Below are 19,675 nucleotides of genomic sequence, written 5' to 3'. Positions count from 1 at the left end.
CAAGGGCTTGCTTTCCCGGACTCCAACCAGGAAAATGGCGCCATCATGTCGTTCCATCCTCTTCACCGCCCCATCTGGCACGCCCTCAACAGCGGCTGGGCGTCATTGGCCGAAGGGGATGGGTTCGCGCTGCGGATCGACCCGCGTTATGGCCCATTCGCCGCCGCGGCCGACGGCAGCCCCGCAGCGCAGGCGGCGCTGGCTGCCTTGGTGCCCGAAGGGGGCGAGTTGTGGATCGTGGAACCCGAGCCACAAAGCCCCCCACCGGGTACGCGCCTGATCCGGGAGGCGATGCTGGCGCAGATGGTGGCGGAAGATATTGCCGGCGAGGCCCCTGCCCTGGAACCGGCCGTTCTGACTGACCAGGATGCCGCGGAGATGCGTGCCCTTGCCCTGATGACGAAGCCGGGGCCGTTCCTGCCCCTCACCCATCGTCTTGGCCGTTTCGTCGGTATCAGGGAAGAAGGCAGGCTGATCGCCATGGCCGGCGAGCGGATGCGCGTGCCGGGCTTTGCCGAGGTCAGCGGCGTTTGCACACACCCCGACCATCGCGGACGGGGTCATGCGAAAGGGCTGATGCAGGTCGTTGCTCGCGCCATGCTGCAACGCGGCGAAACGCCGTTCCTCCACGCCTATGCCGCGCATGAGGCGACAGTGGCGCTCTACGAAACGCTTGGCTTCCGCATAAGGGCGCGGATGCACATGATGGTGATCGCCGCCGGCTGAATTTCCTGGCGGCACGGGCTCAGGGCGCTTGATCAGGTGGCGTCAGCCTGACTTTCAGCTGATATGCGTGAAGCGCTCCAGCGTGACCCAGCCTTCGACATAATTGGCGTAATAGAGGCCGAACAGGGCAGCCGAGAGGATCGTCGCGCGAATCACCACACTGCCGGGGCGGAAATTGCTCGGCGCGCTGTCCGCCTGTCCCGGGTGCAGGACCTCACCTGTTTCATCGGGCGTGCGGATGCCGAAGGGCAGCACGATGAAGGCGCTGATCACCCAGAACAATATATATATCGCAAAGCTGGCATACCAGTTCATGGGCGCAGGCTTAGGCCCTAATGAGCAGCACGTCCACCACCGGCTTCTTGCCGGTCCAGCGCGTCGCGGTGCGCCGTACCGCCAGCCTTATCCGCTCGCGAAGCGCCTCTTCTTCCTGCGATCCCTTGGCAATGGCGCCCGCCGCCTCTTCGGCAGCTTCCTCAAGAAAGGCGGCCTTGTCTTCCTCCACAGGCACGCCCTGGGTGCGCAAGGCCGGGGAACCGATGACCCTGCCCTTGCCGTCCAGCGCCACCGCGACGCTGATCTGGCCATGCAGCGCGACCTTGCGCCGCTCGTTCATCGTCGCGCCGTCAGCCGGCAGGATGACGTCGCCATCCAGCACCAGTCGCCCTGTCCCCTGATTGCCGATAATCTCCGGCCCGTTGGGCGCGAGCCGCAGCACATCGCCATTGGATTGGACCACCGCACGGGGCACGCCGCTCGCCAGGCCCAGGCGGGCCTGTTCCGCCATATGCCGCCGCTCGCCATGGACCGGCAGCAATATCTGCGGCCGCACCCAGCGATACATGGCCTCCAGCTCCGGCCGCCCCGGATGGCCCGATACGTGGACCTCCGCCTGGCGGTCGGTGACCATCAGCACGCCCTTGGCCGCCAGCGCGTTCTGGATGCGGCCGATGGCGATTTCATTGCCCGGAATCTGCTTGGAGGAGAAGACGACCAGATCGCCCTCGCCCAGCTTGATCGGATGGCTGTCGAAGGCGATGCGCGACAAGGCCGCCCGCGCCTCCCCCTGCCCGCCCGTGGCGATGATCATCACCTCATCATGCGGCAGGGCCATGGCATCGTCCCAATCGACGGTGGGCGGGAAATCCCGGAGATAGCCAGCCGTCCGCGCCGTCGAGATGATCCGGTCGAGCGAGCGCCCGGCCACGCAGAGCTTGCGCCCGACGGTGTTGGCGACCTCACCCAGGGTCTGCAGGCGGGCGGCATTGGAGGCGAAGGTGGTGACAAGCACGCGCCCCTTCGCGCCCCTGATCGTCTCCATCAGTCCTTCGCGGACATCGCCCTCCGACCCGCTTGCCTCCGGATTGAAGACATTGGTGCTGTCGCACACCAGCGCCAGCACGCCCTCGTCGCCGATCGCCGTCAATTCCTCCGGTGTCGAGGGCTGGCCCAGCAGCGGCGTCTCATCCAGCTTCCAGTCGCCGGTGTGGAAGACCTTTCCAAAAGGCGTGTCGATCAGCACCGCATTGCCCTCGGGAATCGAGTGGGCAAGCGGCACATAGCGGAAACCGAACGGCCCCAGCGCGAAGCTGCCCTCATTGTCGATGACGTTGAGTTCGACCTCCGCCGTCAGCCCTTCCTCATCCAGCTTCAGCCGGATCAGCCCCGCGGTGAACGGCGTCGCGTAGAGCGGCACGCCGAGATCCGCCGCGAGATAGGGTATGGCGCCGATATGGTCCTCATGCCCATGGGTCAGGACGATGCCCAGCAGGTCATCCTTCCGATCCTCGATGAAGCTCAGGTCCGGCAGCACCAGTTCCACGCCGGGATAAGCGGGATCGGCAAAGGTCAGGCCCAGGTCGACCATCACCCATTTGCCCTGGCAACCATATAGATTGACGTTCATGCCAATCTCCCCCGAACCGCCAAGGGCCAGGAAGATCAGCTCATTTCCAGGTGTCATTCTGATTTCAAACTCCGTTCATACAGCAATGCGAGGCCCTGGATCGTGAGATCGGGCGCGATCGCATCGAAAATATCGCTATTGTCGTCGAAGAGGACCGCGAGGCCCCCGGTTGCAATCACCTTCGAAGGACGGCCGATTTCGGCGCGAATACGAGCGACCAGCCCTTCCATCATCGCCACATATCCCCAGAATACGCCGATATGCATCTGCGCTTCCGTGGTGCGGCCGATGACCGATCGGTTTTCCGGCGGGGCGATCGCGATCTTCGGCAACTTCGCGGCCGCAGCAACCAGCGCGTCCAGCGACAGGTTGATGCCCGGCGCGATGATGCCGCCCTTGTAGGCGCCGTGATAGTCGATGACGTCGAAGGTCGTGGCCGTGCCGAAATCGATGACGATCAGGTCTTCGGCATGAAGATGGTGCGCGGCGATGGCATTTACAACCCGGTCCGCGCCGACCGACGCCGGTTCGGCGACGTCCAGCTGAATGCCCCACTCCACTGGCGCCTGGCCCGCAAGAAGCGCCGTCGTCTTGAAATATTTCTCCGCCAGCACCTGGAGATTGTGCAGCGCGCGCGGGACGACGGTCGCTATGATCACCGCCTCGACATCCGCGATCCTGTAGCCTTCCAGCATCAGAAGCTGGTTCAGCCACACCGCATATTCGTCGGCGGTGCGCCGGGGATCTGTCGCGATCCGCCAGCGGGCGCGTATATCCCGCCCTTCGAGCAGCGCAAAAACCACATTGGTGTTACCCGCGTCGATCGCGAGAAGCATGGCCGATCCCCGATGTCAGATGAGAAGGATATCGCCGGCATGAATGGCACGGCTCTCACCGTTCGCCAAGCGCAGGATCAGCATGCCGTCGCGGTCAAGGGTATCGAAGCTGCCTTCGACCGTCGCGCCGTCGGGCGGCACCACCCGCATCGGCGTGCCGGCGGGATGCGCGTTGGCGAGCCAGTGCGCGCGCACCGGATCCAGCCCCTGCACCCGCCAGATCGCCAGCCAATGGGCAAAAAGCTCGGCAAGCCGGACCTGCAGCGCGGCCGCGTCGCCATCCGGCATTCCCTGCGCAAGGAGGCTGGTCACTGGCCGGTCCAGTCCGACCGGATGCCCCGTCACATTGATGCCAATCCCGGCGACAACGGCATCGCCGGTCCGTTCGAGCAGGATACCGGCGATCTTCGCGCCGTCGGCCAGCACGTCATTGGGCCATTTGATCCGCACTTCTCCCGCGCAAAGCGGCGCCAGCAGGGCATGGACAGCATTGGCCGCGACCAGGGCCAGCGTATGCGGCGGGGGATCGCCATCTCGCAGCCGGATCACGGTCGAGCAGTAGAGATTGCCTTCAGGACTTTCCCAATGGCGTCCCATTCGACCGCGTCCGCCGGTCTGCCGCCCCGCGCGCAGCCAACAGCCCTCAGAAGCGCCTTGCCCCACCAATGCAAGCATGTCGGCATTGGTGGAGCCAGTCTCCGCAACGAAGCGAAGCTCGGTCAGAACAGCGACGCCGCTGCCGCCGCGCTCGCCTTGTCGAGGACGGGATTGAGGAAGTAACCAAGGACGATCACCGCGGCGCATGCCGTCAGGATGATATTCTCGACAGCACCGCCGCGCGCTTCATAGGGCGCCGCCGGCTCATCGAAATACATCGTCTTGATGACCTTCAGATAATAGAAGGCGCCGATCACCGACATGGCGATGCCGAAGGCGGCCAGTGCCGTCAGGCCGGCCGCCACTGCCGCGTCGAACACCAGGAACTTCGCCCAGAAGCCGAAGAGCGGCGGAATGCCGGCCATGGAGAACATGAAGATCGCCAGCGCCGCCGCCAGTCCCTTGCGGGAGCGCGACAGGCCGGCAAGGCTTGCAATGGTCTCGACCGGACGGCCATCCGCATCGCGCATCTGCAGGATGCAGGCGAAACCGCCGATGGTCATGACCACGTAGATCGCCATATAGCTCATCGTCGCCGCCGCGCCGGCAGGCGTCCCGGCAGCGAGACCGATCAGCGCGAAGCCGACATTGTTGATCGACGAATAGGCCATCAGGCGCTTGATATTGGTCTGGCCGATAGCCGCGACCGCGCCGAAGAGGATCGAGGCGAGCGCCACGAAGATCACCACCTGCTGCCAGTCAAGTCCGGCCGGACCGAGCGCCTCTATCGCGACGCGGACGGTGAGGCCCATGGCCGCAACCTTCGGCGCGCTGGCGAAGAAGGTCGTGACCGGCGTCGGCGCGCCTTCGTACACGTCCGGCGTCCACATATGGAACGGCACGGCGCTGATCTTGAACGCCAGGCCAGCGAGCACGAACACCAGGCCGAACAGCTCGCCCTTCGACACGCCATCGCCCAGCGCGACCGCAATGCCGTCGAACGCGGTGCTGCCGGTGAAACCGTAGAGCAGCGCAATGCCGTAGAGCAGGATGCCGCTCGCCAGCGAACCGAGAACGAAATATTTGAGGCCCGCTTCGGAGGAGCGTTCATCCTGACGCATGAAGCTCGCCAGCACATAGGAGGCAAGGCTGTTCATTTCGAGGCCGACATAAAGCGTCAGCATGTCGCCTGCCGACACCATCATCCCCATGCCGATGGCGGCGAAGAGGATCAGGATCGGATATTCGGGACGCAGCGCCCCGCCGGTGATGAAATAGCGAGGCGCCAGCAGGATCGCCGCCGCCGCTGCGCCATAGATCAGCGCCTTCGCAAAGACCGAGAAGGCGTCGGCCCGCACCAGCCCGTCAAAGGCCACCGGCCCATGGGCGAGCGAGCAGGACAGCGCCACGCCCGCCACCGCCAGCGTCAGCACCGACAGCCAGTTGATGACGCGGGCCGTCGCATCACCGCCATAGGCCGCGATCAGCATCAGGATCAGGCCACCGGCCGTCAGGATGAGTTCCGGCAGGACTGCCAGAAGGGAAGCGGAATCAATCATCAGTGCGCCTCCCCATGCGCGGCAGCAGCTTCTTCATGATGGGCCTCCGCAGCCGGGATGGCCGGACCCATTTTGATCTTGGAGTCTCCCGCAGGCGCGGCAGAGGCGATGCGCGCTTCAAGCGCACGGATGTCAGACCGCATGGGCGCCAAGAAGCTCTCGGGATAGATGCCCATCCACAGCACGGCGGCGGCAATCGGCGCCAGCAGCCAGACTTCGCGCATCGACAGATCGGGCATGGCGGCCGCGTCCGCATTCTTCTGCTCGCCATAGCAGATGCGGCGATAGAGATAGAGCATATAGGCCGCGCCCAGAATGATGCCGGTGGTGCAGACCAGTGCGACCCAGCTCGACGCCTGATAGATGCCCATCAGCGAGAGGAATTCGCCCACGAAGTTGCTGGTGCCCGGCAAACCGACCGACGCCATGGTGAACAGCATGAACAGAACCGCATATTTCGGCATGTTGATGCTGAGGCCGCCATAACGGCTGATCTCGCGGGTATGCAGCCGGTCGTAGATGACGCCGACGCAGAGGAAGAGCGCGCCCGACACCAGGCCATGGCCCAGCATCACCATCATCGCGCCTTCGATGCCCGCCTGGTTGAACGCGAACAGACCGACGGTGACGATGGCCATATGCGCGACCGACGAATAGGCGATCAGCTTCTTCATGTCGGACTGAACCAGCGCGACGAGGCTGGTATAGACGACCGCGACCATCGAGAGGCCCCAGACCAGCGGCGCGAGTTGCGCGGACGCTTCGGGGAACATCGGCAGCGAGAAGCGGATGAAGCCGTAGCCGCCCATTTTCAGCAGCACACCGGCCAGAATGACCGACCCCGCCGTCGGCGCCTGCACGTGCGCGTCGGGGAGCCAGGTGTGGACCGGCCACATCGGCATCTTCACCGCGAAACTGGCGAAGAAGGCGAGCCACAACCAGACCTGGACATGCGGATCGAAATTATAGGCCATCAATGTCGGGATGTCGGTCGTGCCCGCTTCATGCACCATCCACATCATCGCGATCAGCATCAGCACCGAGCCGAGCAGCGTGTAGAGGAAGAATTTGTACGAAGCGTAGATGCGATCCGCCCCGCCCCAGATGCCGATGATGAGGTACATCGGGATCAGGCCGGCTTCGAACATGATATAGAAAAGGTAGAGATCCTGCGCCGTGAAGACGCCGATCATCAGCACCTCCATGAACAGGAAGGCCGCCATATATTCGCCGACGCGCTTCTCGATCGCGAGCCAGCTCGCCCCGATGCAGATCGGCATCAGGAACACCGTCAGCATGATCAACACCAGCGCGATGCCATCGATGCCCAACGCCCAGGCGAAGCGGCCGAAGATCGGCGCATATTCCTGGAACTGCCACTGGGCCGCCGTGCCCGACTGGTCGAAATTCATCCAGAGCACGACGCCCAGGACGAGATCGACCAGCGTCGCCACCAGCGCGATCAAACGCGCCTGACTGGCTCCTGCATAGAGACAGGCGATGGCCCCCGCCATCGGCACTGCCATCATCAGGGAAAGGATGGGGAAGCCGTCCATTATCGTGTCATCGCCCAGGTTGCGGCCGCGGCGAGGCCAATCAGCATCACCAGCGCGTAAGTGTAGAGGTAGCCGGACTGAAGCCGACGGGTGACTTTATTGCCCTGCACGACCAGCGCAGCCAGACCATTCGGGCCGAAGCGATCGATGAAGCCCACATCACCGAACTTCCAGAAGAAGCGGCCGATGGCGAAGGCAGGCTTGACGAACAGGAAATGATACAGCTCGTCGAAATACCATTTGTTGAGCAGGAACTGGTACAGCGCACCGAAGGTAGCGACGAAACGCCGCGGCCAGTCGGTGTTCTTAATGTAGCTCAGCCAGGCGATCGCGAGGCCGGTGATCATCACCGCGAAGGGACCGAATTTGACCCAGGTCGGAACTTCATGGCTCGCATGCATCAGGTGACTGTCGAACGCGAGCGCGCCCTTCCAGAACTCGATGCCGCCTTCCGGACCGATGAACTGGTCATGGAAGAGGAAGCCGGCAAACACCGCGCCCAGGCTCAACAACACCAGCGGGATCAGCATCACCCACGGACTTTCGTGTGGATGATAGCCCGCCGTGCCGGTCTGCTCATGAGCATGGTGGTCATGATCGTCATGACCGTGGGCATCGTGACCATGGCCGTCCTCTTCGTCCACACCCTCATGATGGCCGTGGACGGCATGCTGGATATGTTCCGAAGCGGCCCAGCGAGGCTTGCCGAAGAAGGTCAGGAACACCAGGCGCCAGCTGTAGAAGCTGGTGAGCAAAGCCGCGAACACGCCGACCAGATAGGCACCAACGCCCGATCCGCCCGAAGCATAGGCCGCTTCGAGAATGCCGTCCTTCGAATAGAAGCCGGCAAAGCCATAACCAGCCAGCGGGATGCCGACGCCCGTGATGGCGAGCGTGCCCAGCGTCATCGTCCAGAAGGTGATCGGGATCTCCTTCCTGAGAGCGCCATAGTAACGCATGTCCTGCTCATGGTGCATCGCGTGGATGACCGAACCGGCGCCAAGGAACAGCAGCGCCTTGAAGAAGGCATGGGTGAAGAGGTGGAACATCGCCGCGCCATAGGCACCGACGCCCGCCGCGAAGAACATATAGCCAAGCTGCGAACAGGTCGAATAGGCGATGACGCGCTTTATGTCGTTCTGCACCGTGCCCACGGTCGCCGCGAACAGGCAGGTCGCCGCGCCTATGAAGGTCACGAAGCCCAACGCCGTCGGCGAGGTTTCGAACATGGGTGACAGGCGGCACACCATGAACACGCCTGCGGTCACCATGGTCGCGGCGTGGATCAGCGCCGACACCGGGGTCGGGCCTTCCATCGCGTCCGGCAGCCAGGTGTGGAGGCCAAGCTGCGCCGACTTGCCCATCGCGCCGATGAACAGCAGCAGGCAAAGCACGGTCATGGTGTCGAAGCGGTGACCGAGGAAACCGATGGTCGAACCCGCCATGGAGGGCGCTGCCGCAAGGATTTCCGGGATCGAGATGGTGTTGAACACCAGATAGGTGCCGAAAATGCCCATCATGAAGCCAAGGTCACCGACGCGGTTGACGACGAAAGCCTTGATCGCGGCCGCATTGGCCGATGGCTTGCGGAACCAGAAGCCGATCAGCAGATAGGAAGCAAGGCCCACGCCTTCCCAGCCGAAGAACATCTGAAGCAGGTTGTTCGCCGTCACGAGCATCAGCATCGCGAAGGTGAAGAGCGACAGATAGGCGAAGAAGCGCGGCTGGTCCGGCTCCTCCTCCATATAGCCCCAGCTGTAGAGGTGGACGAGGCTCGACACGCTGGTGATCACCACCAGCATGACCGCGGTCATCGTGTCGACCCGCAGGGCCCATTGCGCGTCGAAGCTGCCTGACTGGATCCAGGTGAAGGCCGGCGCCACATAGGGTTCGGCATGGCCGGTCAGGAAGCTGATGAAGATCGGCCAGCTCATCGCGCAGGAGGCAAAGAGCGCGCCGGTGGTGACGATCTTCGCCGGCAATTTGCCGAGCGCCTTGTTGCCAAGGCCGGCGATGGCAGCAGCCAGCAAGGGGAGAAGGACGATAAGCTGGATCATCGAGCTTTAGCCCTTCATCCGATTGACATCGTCGACGGCGATGGTGCCGCGACCGCGGAAATAGATGACGAGGATGGCAAGGCCGATGGCCGCCTCACCCGCCGCGACGGTCAGCACGAACATGCTGAAAACCTGTCCGACCAGATCGCCGAGGAAGGCGCTGAAGGCGACAAGGTTGATATTCACGCTGAGCAGGATCAACTCGATCGCCATCAGGATGATGATGACATTCTTGCGGTTGATGAAGATGCCCAGCACCCCCATCACGAAGAGGATCGCGCTGACCACCATATAGTGCTGAAGGCCGATCACAGCTCCACCCCCTGCCCAACTGGCTGATTGACGTTACGCACGGCGTCTTCGGGACGACGGCGATTCTGGCGGGCGATGTTCTGGCCGCGCACGCCGCCACGGGCACGATGGGTCAGCACGATCGCGCCGATCATCGCCACCAGCAGGACTATGCCCGCCGCTTCGAACAGGAAGATGTAGCGCGTATAGAGCAGCGTCCCGATCGCCTGGATATTGCTGAGCTCCGGCTTCATCGGCGCCGCGCGCTGCGCCAGTTCGATGGGCCCGGCACGCCAGAGGCCGATGCCCAGCACGATCTCCGCCAGCAGCACCAGCGCGATCAGCAGCCCGAAGGGAAGATAATCAACGAAACCGGCACGCAGTTCGGCGAAGTCGATGTCAAGCATCATGACCACGAACAGGAACAGCACGGCGACCGCCCCTACATAGACGATGACCAACAGCATCGCGATGAATTCAGCGCCCAGCAGGACCATCAGCCCCGCCGCGTTGAAGAAGGCGAGGATCAGCCACAGCACCGAATGAACCGGATTGCGCGACAGGATCGTAAGCGCGCCGCTGCACACCACGATCGCGGCGAACAGGTAAAAGGCAAGCACGTGAATCACAGGATCATGTTCCCCTTCGGCGGCTGCGGCTTAACGGTAGGGTGCATCGGCGGCAAGGTTCGCGGCGATCGCGCGCTCCCACTTGTCACCATTTTCAAGGAGCTTGGCCTTGTCGTAGATCAGCTCCTCGCGGGTTTCGGTCGAGAATTCGAAGTTCGGACCCTCGACGACCGCGTCCACCGGGCAGGCTTCCTGACAGAAGCCGCAATAGATGCACTTGGTCATGTCGATGTCGTAGCGCGTGGTGCGACGGCTGCCGTCCTCGCGCGGCTGCGCCTCGATGGTGATCGCCTGCGCCGGGCAGATGGCCTCGCACAGCTTGCACGCGATGCAGCGCTCTTCCCCATTGGGGTAGCGGCGCAGCGCATGCTCGCCCCGGAACCGCGGCGAGATCGGGTTCTTCTCATAGGGGTAGTTGATCGTCGCCTTGGGCTTGAAAAAATATTTCAAGGTCAGGGCGTGCGCCTTCACGAACTCCCAGAGGGTGAAGGACTTGACGTAGTAGCCGAGGCTCATTGAGCGCCTCCGTAACGCGTGAACATGAGGAAGCCCGAAACCAGGAAGACGAAGAAGAGCGAGGTCGGCAGGAAGATCTTCCAGCCCAGCCGCATCAGCTGGTCGTAACGGTAGCGGGGCACCGTCGCCTTCACCCAGGAGAAGACGAAGAAGAAGAAGGCGATCTTGGCGAGCAGCCAGATGATGCCCGGCACATAATAAAGCGGCGCCCAGTCGAGCGGCGGCAGATAGCCGCCCCAGAAGAGGATCGCGTTGAGCGCGCACATCAGGATGACGTTCGCATATTCGCCGAGCCAGAAGAGCGCGAAGGCCATGGACGAATATTCGGTCTGGTAACCCGCGACGAGTTCCGATTCCGCTTCTGTGAGGTCGAACGGCGCGCGACCGGTTTCCGCCATGGCGGAGATCAGGAACATGATCGCCATCGGGAAGAGCAGCGGGTTGAAGCCGTTGCCGTTCAGGAAGCCATAATAGCCCTTCTGGCTTTCGACGATCGCGGTCAGGTTGAAGCTGCCGGCCCAGAGCACGACGCAGACCAGGATGAAGCCGATCGAGACTTCATAGGAGATCATCTGCGCGCTGGCGCGGATCGCGGAATAGAAGGGATATTTGGAGTTGGACGCCCAGCCCGACAGCACGATGCCGTACACGCCAAGCGAGCTGACGGCCAGAATGTAGAGCAGTCCGACATTGATGTTGGCGACCACCACGCCGACCTGGAACGGGATCACCGCCCAGGCGATCAGCGCCACCGTGAAGGTGATGATCGGCGCGATCAGGAAGAGTGCGCGGTTCGCGGCCGACGGGATGATGGTTTCCTGAAGGAAGACCTTTGCGCCGTCCGCGAAGGACTGGAGCAGGCCAAAGGGACCGACGACGTTGGGACCACGGCGCAGCGCCATGGCCGCCCAGATCTTGCGGTCGGCATAGATGATCATCGCCACCGCCAGCATCAGCGGCAGGGCAATCACCAGAATGCCGATGATCGTGGAAAGCAGCCAGGCGCCTTCAAAGGGGAGGCCGAGATTTTGGAAGAAAGCGGTCACTCTGCGGCCTCCGCATAGGTCTCGCCATGGATCAGTTCGGCCGAGCATTGCTGCATCGTCGGGCTGGCGCGGCAGATGGCGTTGGTCAGGTAGAAATCCTTGATCGGCGAACCGAATTCACCGGTGGCGCCGGTCGGAAGCTTGGGGCTGGACCAGCCATAATCGGCCAGGCCCTCGACGCCCAGCGCCGGAACCGCCTTGGCCATTTCGGCGCGCAAAGCCTCGAAGCTGTCGAAAGGCAGGGTCGCGCCCAGCACTTCCGACAAGGCCCGCAGGATCGACCAGTCCTCGCGCGCGTCGCCCGGCGCGAACACGGCCTTTTCGCCACGCTGCACGCGGCCTTCCAGGTTGACGTAAGTGCCTGCCTTCTCCGCATAGCTCGCGCCCGGCAGGATCACGTCCGCCGCATGCGCTCCCTTGTCGCCATGGTGGCCGACATAGACCTTGAAGCTGTCCTCGAACGCCGAATAGTCGACTTCGTCCGCACCGAGCGAGAAAAGCAGCTTCGGCTTGGCCGCCGCCACCGCCTTGACGCCGCCCTGCGTCGCATAGCCGAGCATCAGCCCGCCCATGCGCGCCGCCGCGAAGTGCAGGACGTTATAGCCGTTCCAGCCATCCTTGATGAGGCCCAGCGTTTCGACCAGCGCCAGCGTGTCGCCATGTGCGCCGTCCTTGGCCAGCACGCCGCCGCCGACGATCATCGCCGGACGCGCGGCCTTGCCGAAGGCTTCCACCACTGCTTGCGGCAGCTTCGCGAGCAGCGAGGCGTCATTGCCCAGCCATTCGACCTTGTAGGTGAGGTCGACCTGCGGGCCGAGAGCGAAGACCTTGGCGCCCTTCTTGATCGCCTTGCGGATGCGGGTGTTCACCAGCGGCGCTTCCCAGCGCAGATTGGTGCCCACCAGCAGGATGACGTCGGCCGTCTCGATGCCGTTCAGGGTGGTATTGAAGTTGACCGCGCTCAGGCTGGACACGTCATAGGCAAGGCCGGTCTGACGCCCTTCCAGCATGGTGCCGCCGAGCCGTTCGACCAGCAGCTTGCCGGCGAACATCGTCTCGCAATCGAGCAGGTCACCCGCCAGCGCCGCAACGCTGCCGCCATGCTGGACCGCGGCGATGGCGGCAAAGGCCTCTGCCCAGGTCACCGGAACCAGCTTGCCGTCCTTGCGCACGAACGGCTTGTCCAGACGCTTGCGGACCAGCCCGTCGACATTGTGCCGGGTCTTGTCGCTCGCCCACTCCTCGTTCACATCATCGTTGATGCGCGGCACGGCGCGCAGCACCTGGCGGCCGCGGCTGTCGAGGCGGATGTTGGTGCCGACAGCGTCCATAACGTCGATGGCATGGGTCTTCTTCAGTTCCCAGGGACGCGCCTCGAACGCATAGGGCTTCGACGTCAGCGCGCCGACCGGGCAGAGATCGACCACATTGCCCGACAGCTCGCTCTTGGCGGCATGTTCGAGATAGGTGGTGATCTGCATATTCTCGCCGCGATAGATGGCGCCGATTTCCGGCACGCCCGCGACTTCCTCGGCAAAGCGCACGCAGCGGGTGCACTGGATGCAGCGGGTCATGACCGTCTTGACGATCGGACCCATATATTTCTCGGTAACGGCGCGCTTATTCTCTTCGAAGCGGCTGCCGCCACGGCCATAGGCCACCGACTGGTCCTGCAGGTCGCACTCGCCGCCCTGGTCACAGATCGGGCAGTCGAGCGGGTGATTGATGAGCAGGAACTCCATCACCCCCTCACGCGCCTTCTTCACCATCTCGGTCTGGGTGAAGATTTCCTGATTTTCGGCAGCGGGGAGCGCGCAGCTTGCCTGCGGCTTGGGCGGCCCAGGCTTCACCTCGACCAGGCACATGCGGCAATTGCCCGCAATGCTGAGGCGCTCATGATAGCAGAAGCGCGGGATTTCCTTGCCCGCCAGCTCGCAGGCCTGGAGGACCGTCGCGCCCGCCGGAACTTCGAGTTCTACGCCGTCTACTTTGACCTTCGGCATGGTTACTCCGCTGCCTCCATGACCGGGGCGTTACCCTTGTTCTCATTGATCCGGCGCTCGATCTCAGGCCGGAAATGCCGGATCAGGCCCTGGATCGGCCAGGCCGCCGCGTCGCCGAGCGCGCAGATGGTGTGGCCTTCGACCTGCTTGGTGACCTGGAACAGCATGTCGATCTCGCTCTGGTCGGCATCGCCGGTGCGCAGCCGCTCCATCACCCGCCACATCCAGCCGGTGCCTTCGCGGCAGGGCGTGCACTGGCCGCAGCTCTCATGCTTGTAGAAGTAGGAGAGGCGCGAAATGGCGCGGACGATGTCGGTCGACTTGTCCATGACGATGACGGCAGCGGTGCCAAGGCCGGAGCCCAGCGCCCGCAGGCCGTCGAAATCCATCGGCGCGTCCATGATCTCCTTGGCCGGCACCAGCGGCACAGAGGAGCCGCCGGGGATCACCGCCAGCAGATTGTCCCAGCCGCCGCGAATGCCGCCGCAATGCCGGTCGATCAGTTCCTTGAAGCTGATGCCCATCGATTCCTCGACGACGCAGGGCTTGTTCACATGGCCGCTGATCTGGAAGAGCTTGGTGCCCTTGTTGTTCTCCCGCCCGAAGCTGGAGAACCATGCGGCTCCGCGACGCAGGATGGTCGGCGCGACCGCGATCGATTCGACGTTGTTGACCGTGGTCGGGCAGCCATAGAGGCCAGCGCCGGCCGGGAAAGGCGGCTTGAGCCGGGGCTGGCCCTTCTTGCCCTCCAGGCTTTCGATCTGCGCGGTTTCCTCGCCGCAGATATAGGCGCCCGCGCCGCGATGGACGAAGACGTCGAAATCATAGCCCGAACCGCAGGCATTCTTGCCGAGGAAGCCCTTTTCATAGGCCTGCTCGACGGCAGCGAAGAGCACCTTCGCCTCGTAGATGAACTCGCCCCGAATATAGATGTACGCCGCGCGCGCCCGCATCGCGAAACCGGCGACCAGCGCGCCTTCGATCAGTTTGTGCGGATCGTGGCGGATGATCTCCCGATCCTTGCAGCTACCCGGCTCGGACTCGTCGGCGTTGATGACGAGGAAGCTCGGACGACCGTCCCTGCTTTCCTTGGGCATGAAGCTCCACTTCATGCCGGTCGGGAAGCCCGCGCCGCCACGGCCGCGCAGGCCGGACGCCTTGATGCGCTCGATGATCTCGTCCTGGCCGATTTCCAGCAGCTTCTTGGTATTATCCCAATCGCCGCGCTTGATCGCCGCGTCGATGCCCCAGTCCTGGAAGCCATAGACGTTGGTGAAGATGCGATCCTTGTCGCTGAGAGGCGCAATCACGTCGCTCATGCCTCCGCTCCCACATTCCATTGGCCGCGATAATCGTGATTTTCGCTGACCATTTCCCTGAGGGTCGTCGGCCCACCTTCCGGCGCGCTCGTCTGACGCTCGATCTGCGGCCCGATCTTGGGCTGCTTGCCAGCGGCGAGATCGTCGAGGATCGCGCTCATGCTGTCATAGGTCAGGTCTTCGAAATTATCGTCGTTGATCTGGACCATCGGCGCATTGGCGCAGGCGCCCAGACACTCGACCTCGGTCAGCGTGAACAGGCCGTCCGGCGTGGTGCCGCCCTTGACCAGACCCTTGTTCTTGCAGGCCGAAAACACGTCGTCGGAGCCGCGCAGCATGCAGGGCGTCGTGCCGCAGACCTGCACATGATAGCGGCCGACCGGCGCCAGATTATACATGGTGTAGAAGGTCGCGACCTCGTAAACGCGCATGTACGGCATTTCGAGCTGGTCGGCGATATATTCCATCACCGGCACCGGCAGCCAGCCGTTGGTCTGCGTTTCCACGCCGACCTGACGCTGGGCGAGGTCGAGCAGCGGCATCACCGCCGACTGCTGACGGCCGGCGGGATAGCGGGCGATGACCTTCTTCGCCTGTTCGGCATTTTCGGTCGTCCACGCGAACGCGCCCCAGCGCGCGCGCGTTTCGGCCTCGTCCGGGATATGAACTGCGTCAGCCATTAGCGGTCACATTCTCCAAACACGATGTCCATGGCGCCCAGGACAGCGGTTGTGTCGGCCAGCATGTGGCCCTTCATCATGAAATCCATCGCCTGCAGGTGGCTAAAGGCGGTCGGACGGATCTTGCAGCGATAGGGCTTGTTGGAGCCGTCCGCGACCAGATAGACGCCGAACTCGCCCTTGGGGCTTTCGGTGGCGACATAGACTTCGCCCGCCGGGACGTGGAAGCCCTCGGTATAGAGCTTGAAGTGATGGATCAGCGCTTCCATCGAGCGCTTCATTTCGCCACGCTTGGGCGGCGAAACCTTGCGGTCGAAGCTGGCGATCGGCCCTTCCGGCATTTCGTTGAGGCACTGCTTCATGATCCGCGCGGACTGGCGGACTTCCTCGACCCGCACCATGAACCGGTCATAGCAGTCGAAATTGGTACCGACCGGAACGTCGAATTCCATCCGGTCATAAACGTCATAGGGCTGCGCCTTGCGGATATCCCAGGGGATACCGGAGCCACGGATCATCGGCCCGGAGAAGCCCCATTTCAGCGCGTCTTCCTTGCTAACCACGGCGATGTCGACGTTGCGCTGCTTGAAGATGCGGTTGTCGACCACCAGGCTCATCGCGTCTTCGAACAGGCGCGGCAGGCGGGTGTCGAGCCAGTCGGCAATGTCGGTCAGCAGCTTGAGCGGCACATCCTGATGCACGCCGCCCGGCCGGAAATAGGCCGAGTGCATGCGGGCGCCCGAAGCGCGCTCGAAGAAGTTGAGGCAATCCTCGCGAATTTCAAACAGCCACAGGTTCGGCGTCATCGCGCCTACGTCCATGACGTGCGAACCCAGGTTCAGCATGTGATTGCAGATGCGGGTCAGTTCCGCGAAGAACACGCGCAGATATTGCGCGCGCAGCGGCACTTCCAGGTCCAGCAGCTTTTCGATGGCAAGGACATAGCTATGCTCCATGCCCAGCGGCGAACAATAGTCCAACCGGTCGAAATAGGGCAGCGCCTGGAGATAGGTCTTGTATTCGATCAGCTTTTCGGTGCCGCGATGCAGCAGCCCGACATGCGGGTCGCAGCGCTCGACGATCTCCCCGTCCAGCTCCATGACCAGGCGCAGCACGCCGTGCGCAGCGGGATGCTGCGGACCGAAGTTGATCGTATAGTTCTGGATTTCCGTATCGCCGAACGACGGGTCCGCCGCATCGGTAACATGGTCCAGCTTTTCCAGATAATCGGACATCAGGCCTTGTCCTCGGACTTCTTGTTCGCCTCGCTGTCGGCCGGCTCCCCTGCCCCGCTGACGCCTGGCTTATCGGTCGTCTTGGGCGTGCCGCCCTTGGGAGCGGCGGGCGGCGGCGGAGCGGCGGCGGGCGTTGGAGCACCGGGCGCCTGTGGCGCCTTCTCATCGCCCGGCAGCACATATTGCGCGCCTTCCCACGGGCTCATGAAATCGAACTGGCGGAAATCCTGCGCCAGCTTCACCGGCTTGTAGACGACACGCTTGTCCTCTTCGGAATACCACATCTCGACATAGCCGGTCAGCGGGAAGTCCTTGCGCTGCGGATGGCCCTTGAAACCATAGTCGGTCAGGATGCGGCGCAGGTCGGCATTGCCCTCGAAGATGACGCCGTACATGTCGAACACCTCCCGCTCCAGCCAGCCGGCGACCGGCCAGATGTGCGTGACGGTGGGAACAGGCATGTCCTCATCGGTCTGTACCTTGACCCGAACGCGGTGGTTCCGCGTGACGCTCAGCAGATGATAGCAGACCTCGAACCGCTCCGGGCGGTCGGGATAGTCGACGCCGGCGATTTCCATCAGCTGCTGATATTGCGCGCGGTCGCGCAGCAGGACCATCGCGTCCGCCAGCTTTTCCCGAACGACGGTGAAGCTCAGCTCATCGGCATGGTCGACGGTTTCGACCAGCATCGATCCCAGCAGGCCGGCAATTTCCTGCGCGATCCCGTCTATGGTCGCGATTCTAGGAGCAGAATGACCCATATCAGCGCTCAATCGTCCCGATGCGGCGGATTTTCCGCTGCAGCTGCATTACGCCATAGAGCAGGGCTTCCGCGGTCGGCGGGCAACCCGGCACATAGATGTCGACCGGCACGATGCGGTCGCAGCCGCGCACCACCGAATAGCTGTAGTGATAATAGCCGCCCCCGTTCGCGCAGCTGCCCATCGAAATCACATATTTCGGATTGGACATCTGGTCGTAAACCTTGCGCAACGCCGGAGCCATCTTGTTGCACAGGGTGCCTGCCACGATCATCACGTCGGACTGGCGCGGGGAAGCCCGCGGCGCGGCGCCGAAGCGCTCCATGTCGTAACGCGGCATGTTGACGTGGATCATCTCCACCGCGCAACAGGCGAGGCCAAAGGTCATCCACCAGAGCGAGCCGGTGCGAGCCCATTGGAACAGTTCCTCTGTCGAGGTGACCAGGAAGCCCTTGTCGCTCACCTCGCTGTTCAACGCGTTGAAGAAATCCTGGTCGGGCTGGGTTCCGGCGGGCAGCAGGGTGCCAGGCGCGGGCCGCTCAAGTTCTACTCCCAATCGAGTGCTCCCTTCTTCCACGCATAGACGAGGCCGAGCACCAGCTCCGCTATGAAGATCATCATCGTCGCCCAGCCGGCCCAGCCGATCTGCTGCAGGCTGACCGCCCAGGGGTAGAGAAACGCCGCCTCCAGATCGAAGATGATGAACAGGATCGCGACGAGATAGAATCGCACGTCGAACTGGCTGCGCGGTTCCTCGAACGCCGGGAAACCGCATTCATATTCGCTGAGCTTGGCCGGGTCGGGCTGATGCGCGCCGGTAAGGCGCCCCACCAGCATCGGCAGGAACACGAACGCGCTAGAAAGCAGCAAGGCGATCCCGAGAAAGATCAGGATCGGCAGATATTGGGCTAGATCGACCAACGGAATCCCCTGGGCGAAAATGATTTACGGCCGCGCTTTAGGCCCGCTGCATATGCGAAGCAAGGCCCGGAGGCATGAGAATGATTCGCAACAATTGCTGCTATGTCTTCACGCTATCAAAGGCCCTGCCTCAGCGCAGCGCTCCAGCCACCAACTTATGCAATTTGCTGTGGATGGCATCGTTGCCGGCGATCACTTCCTTGCGCTCGATCGGCTGGTCACCGCCGCGGAAGTCGGACACGAAGCCGCCCGCCTCCCGCACCATCAGCAGGCCCGCCGCGACGTCCCAAGGCTGAAGGCCGCTCTCCCAGAAGCCGTCATAGCGACCGGAGGCGACATGGGCGAGGTCCAGCGATGCCGCGCCGAACCGGCGGATGCCGGCCACCGAAGGAGCGACCGCCCCGAAGATGCGCGTCCATTGCGCGAAATCGCCATGTCCCAGGAAGGGGATGCCCGTGGCGATCAGGCAATCACCCAGATCACGCCGCGCCGAAACGCGCAGCCGCTGGTCGTGGCGCCAGGCGCCCCTGCTCTTTTCCGCCCAATAGCTTTCGTCGGTCACCGGCTGATAGACGAGGCCGGTCGTCACCTCCCGCTTGCCGCCATACAGCGGCTCCTCGACTGCGATGGAGATCGCGAAGTGCGGGATGCCGTGGAGGAAATTGCTGGTGCCGTCGAGCGGATCGATGATCCAGCGCGGCTTGTTGGGGTCGCCGGCGATCTCGCCACCTTCCTCCAGCAGGAAGCCCCAGTCGGGCCGGGCCTTCTGCAATTCCTCGACCAGCGTCTTTTCCGCCTGCTGGTCGGCCTTGGACACGAAGTCCGCCGGTCCCTTGCGCGACACCTGCAGATGTTCGACCTCGCCAAAGTCGCGGCGCAGCCTGGAGCCTGCCTTGCGCGCGGCGCGTTCCATGACGGTCAAGAGGCCCGAGTGCGATACCATTTTTTTGTCTCCCCCCTCCCGCAGAGGGAGGGGCCGGGGGTGGGCGGCCGGGTCAGCGGCCTTTTTGAAAACGGAAAGGGCAGGAAGCTCGCTT

Annotated in this window: 20 protein-coding genes; 1 reads left to right on the top strand and 19 read right to left on the bottom strand. The window is 63.3% G+C overall.

Features of this window, described 5'->3' with window-relative positions:
• The first annotated feature begins 45 nt into the window (after positions 1-45).
• On the top strand, positions 46-726 hold the full coding sequence (locus MRBLMC3_RS01375; protein WP_363825321.1) for a GNAT family N-acetyltransferase: 681 nt from the start codon (positions 46-48) through the stop codon (positions 724-726).
• A gap of 54 nt (positions 727-780) precedes the next feature.
• Here MRBLMC3_RS01375 and MRBLMC3_RS01370 read toward each other — a convergent pair whose 3' ends face one another.
• The 19 genes from MRBLMC3_RS01370 to MRBLMC3_RS01280 all read right to left on the bottom strand — a co-directional run bounded on the left by MRBLMC3_RS01370 (position 781) and on the right by MRBLMC3_RS01280 (position 19,581).
• The gene (locus MRBLMC3_RS01370; RefSeq protein WP_363825318.1) at positions 781-1,041 is read right to left on the bottom strand and encodes a DUF1467 family protein; all 261 of its coding nucleotides are present in this window, start codon (positions 1,039-1,041) and stop codon (positions 781-783) included.
• Positions 1,042-1,051: 10 nt separating this feature from the next.
• The gene (locus MRBLMC3_RS01365; RefSeq protein ID WP_363825315.1) at positions 1,052-2,689 is read right to left on the bottom strand and encodes a ribonuclease J; all 1,638 of its coding nucleotides are present in this window, start codon (positions 2,687-2,689) and stop codon (positions 1,052-1,054) included.
• A complete protein-coding gene (locus MRBLMC3_RS01360; RefSeq protein ID WP_133651765.1) occupies positions 2,686-3,468 on the bottom strand; it encodes a type III pantothenate kinase in 783 nt (260 codons plus the stop codon). Before MRBLMC3_RS01360 ends, MRBLMC3_RS01365 begins: the two co-directional genes overlap by 4 nt.
• A 15-nt stretch (positions 3,469-3,483) precedes the next feature.
• Positions 3,484-4,191: a biotin--[acetyl-CoA-carboxylase] ligase gene (locus tag MRBLMC3_RS01355; RefSeq protein WP_363826588.1), complete on the bottom strand. Its 708-nt coding sequence runs from the start codon at positions 4,189-4,191 to the stop codon at positions 3,484-3,486.
• Positions 4,188-5,624, bottom strand: coding sequence for an NADH-quinone oxidoreductase subunit NuoN (gene nuoN / locus MRBLMC3_RS01350; RefSeq protein WP_133651764.1), 1,437 nt, complete (start codon positions 5,622-5,624; stop codon positions 4,188-4,190). The genes MRBLMC3_RS01355 and nuoN overlap by 4 nt, the downstream gene beginning before the upstream one ends.
• Entirely contained in the window at positions 5,624-7,180 is a 1,557-nt protein-coding gene (locus tag MRBLMC3_RS01345; RefSeq protein WP_363753917.1) for an NADH-quinone oxidoreductase subunit M, read from the bottom strand. Before MRBLMC3_RS01345 ends, nuoN begins: the two co-directional genes overlap by 1 nt.
• The gene (gene nuoL, locus MRBLMC3_RS01340) at positions 7,180-9,237 is read right to left on the bottom strand and encodes an NADH-quinone oxidoreductase subunit L (RefSeq protein WP_363825312.1); all 2,058 of its coding nucleotides are present in this window, start codon (positions 9,235-9,237) and stop codon (positions 7,180-7,182) included. Before nuoL ends, MRBLMC3_RS01345 begins: the two co-directional genes overlap by 1 nt.
• A gap of 6 nt (positions 9,238-9,243) precedes the next feature.
• Positions 9,244-9,549: an NADH-quinone oxidoreductase subunit NuoK gene (nuoK, locus tag MRBLMC3_RS01335; protein WP_004211745.1), complete on the bottom strand. Its 306-nt coding sequence runs from the start codon at positions 9,547-9,549 to the stop codon at positions 9,244-9,246.
• Positions 9,546-10,157, bottom strand: coding sequence for an NADH-quinone oxidoreductase subunit J (locus MRBLMC3_RS01330; RefSeq protein WP_363735197.1), 612 nt, complete (start codon positions 10,155-10,157; stop codon positions 9,546-9,548). The genes nuoK and MRBLMC3_RS01330 overlap by 4 nt, the downstream gene beginning before the upstream one ends.
• A gap of 30 nt (positions 10,158-10,187) precedes the next feature.
• A complete protein-coding gene (gene nuoI, locus MRBLMC3_RS01325) occupies positions 10,188-10,673 on the bottom strand; it encodes an NADH-quinone oxidoreductase subunit NuoI (protein ID WP_022682896.1) in 486 nt (161 codons plus the stop codon).
• Positions 10,670-11,719: an NADH-quinone oxidoreductase subunit NuoH gene (gene nuoH / locus MRBLMC3_RS01320; protein ID WP_363825310.1), complete on the bottom strand. Its 1,050-nt coding sequence runs from the start codon at positions 11,717-11,719 to the stop codon at positions 10,670-10,672. The genes nuoI and nuoH overlap by 4 nt, the downstream gene beginning before the upstream one ends.
• A complete protein-coding gene (gene nuoG, locus MRBLMC3_RS01315) occupies positions 11,716-13,722 on the bottom strand; it encodes an NADH-quinone oxidoreductase subunit NuoG (RefSeq protein ID WP_363825308.1) in 2,007 nt (668 codons plus the stop codon). Before nuoG ends, nuoH begins: the two co-directional genes overlap by 4 nt.
• A 2-nt stretch (positions 13,723-13,724) precedes the next feature.
• Positions 13,725-15,041: an NADH-quinone oxidoreductase subunit NuoF gene (nuoF, locus tag MRBLMC3_RS01310; protein ID WP_363735200.1), complete on the bottom strand. Its 1,317-nt coding sequence runs from the start codon at positions 15,039-15,041 to the stop codon at positions 13,725-13,727.
• Positions 15,038-15,721 (bottom strand): NADH-quinone oxidoreductase subunit NuoE, encoded by a 684-nt coding sequence (gene nuoE / locus MRBLMC3_RS01305; protein ID WP_363825305.1) that lies wholly within the window; start codon positions 15,719-15,721, stop codon positions 15,038-15,040. The genes nuoF and nuoE overlap by 4 nt, the downstream gene beginning before the upstream one ends.
• Entirely contained in the window at positions 15,721-16,956 is a 1,236-nt protein-coding gene (locus MRBLMC3_RS01300) for an NADH-quinone oxidoreductase subunit D (protein ID WP_363825303.1), read from the bottom strand. The genes nuoE and MRBLMC3_RS01300 overlap by 1 nt, the downstream gene beginning before the upstream one ends.
• On the bottom strand, positions 16,956-17,717 hold the full coding sequence (locus MRBLMC3_RS01295) for an NADH-quinone oxidoreductase subunit C (protein ID WP_363825300.1): 762 nt from the start codon (positions 17,715-17,717) through the stop codon (positions 16,956-16,958). Before MRBLMC3_RS01295 ends, MRBLMC3_RS01300 begins: the two co-directional genes overlap by 1 nt.
• Position 17,718: 1 nt before the next feature.
• A complete protein-coding gene (locus MRBLMC3_RS01290) occupies positions 17,719-18,273 on the bottom strand; it encodes a NuoB/complex I 20 kDa subunit family protein (protein ID WP_022682903.1) in 555 nt (184 codons plus the stop codon).
• Positions 18,264-18,638: an NADH-quinone oxidoreductase subunit A gene (locus MRBLMC3_RS01285; RefSeq protein ID WP_133651754.1), complete on the bottom strand. Its 375-nt coding sequence runs from the start codon at positions 18,636-18,638 to the stop codon at positions 18,264-18,266. Before MRBLMC3_RS01285 ends, MRBLMC3_RS01290 begins: the two co-directional genes overlap by 10 nt.
• 130 nt (positions 18,639-18,768) lie before the next feature.
• Complete coding sequence (locus MRBLMC3_RS01280) at positions 18,769-19,581, bottom strand: inositol monophosphatase family protein (protein ID WP_363735205.1); 813 nt, start codon at positions 19,579-19,581, stop codon at positions 18,769-18,771.
• Positions 19,582-19,675 lie beyond the last annotated feature (94 nt).

This window comes from Sphingobium sp. LMC3-1-1.1 (genome assembly GCF_040676285.1).
GTDB lineage: Bacteria > Pseudomonadota > Alphaproteobacteria > Sphingomonadales > Sphingomonadaceae > Sphingobium.
This window is presented reverse-complemented; position numbering and strand designations above follow the sequence as displayed.

What these genes read in the sequence shown, in the direction of transcription:
- MRBLMC3_RS01375 (WP_363825321.1), top strand. Translation starts at nt 46, where the DNA reads ATGTCGTTCCATCCTCTTCACCGCCCCATCTGGCACGCCCTCAACAGC.
- MRBLMC3_RS01370 (WP_363825318.1), bottom strand. Translation starts at nt 1,041, where the DNA reads ATGAACTGGTATGCCAGCTTTGCGATATATATATTGTTCTGGGTGATC.
- MRBLMC3_RS01365 (WP_363825315.1), bottom strand. Translation starts at nt 2,689, where the DNA reads ATGACACCTGGAAATGAGCTGATCTTCCTGGCCCTTGGCGGTTCGGGG.
- MRBLMC3_RS01360 (WP_133651765.1), bottom strand. Translation starts at nt 3,468, where the DNA reads ATGCTTCTCGCGATCGACGCGGGTAACACCAATGTGGTTTTTGCGCTG.
- nuoN (WP_133651764.1), bottom strand. Translation starts at nt 5,624, where the DNA reads ATGATTGATTCCGCTTCCCTTCTGGCAGTCCTGCCGGAACTCATCCTG.
- MRBLMC3_RS01345 (WP_363753917.1), bottom strand. Translation starts at nt 7,180, where the DNA reads ATGGACGGCTTCCCCATCCTTTCCCTGATGATGGCAGTGCCGATGGCG.
- nuoL (WP_363825312.1), bottom strand. Translation starts at nt 9,237, where the DNA reads ATGATCCAGCTTATCGTCCTTCTCCCCTTGCTGGCTGCTGCCATCGCC.
- nuoI (WP_022682896.1), bottom strand. Translation starts at nt 10,673, where the DNA reads ATGAGCCTCGGCTACTACGTCAAGTCCTTCACCCTCTGGGAGTTCGTG.
- nuoG (WP_363825308.1), bottom strand. Translation starts at nt 13,722, where the DNA reads ATGCCGAAGGTCAAAGTAGACGGCGTAGAACTCGAAGTTCCGGCGGGC.
- nuoF (WP_363735200.1), bottom strand. Translation starts at nt 15,041, where the DNA reads ATGAGCGACGTGATTGCGCCTCTCAGCGACAAGGATCGCATCTTCACC.
- nuoE (WP_363825305.1), bottom strand. Translation starts at nt 15,721, where the DNA reads ATGGCTGACGCAGTTCATATCCCGGACGAGGCCGAAACGCGCGCGCGC.
- MRBLMC3_RS01300 (WP_363825303.1), bottom strand. Translation starts at nt 16,956, where the DNA reads ATGTCCGATTATCTGGAAAAGCTGGACCATGTTACCGATGCGGCGGAC.
- MRBLMC3_RS01295 (WP_363825300.1), bottom strand. Translation starts at nt 17,717, where the DNA reads ATGGGTCATTCTGCTCCTAGAATCGCGACCATAGACGGGATCGCGCAG.
- MRBLMC3_RS01280 (WP_363735205.1), bottom strand. Translation starts at nt 19,581, where the DNA reads ATGGTATCGCACTCGGGCCTCTTGACCGTCATGGAACGCGCCGCGCGC.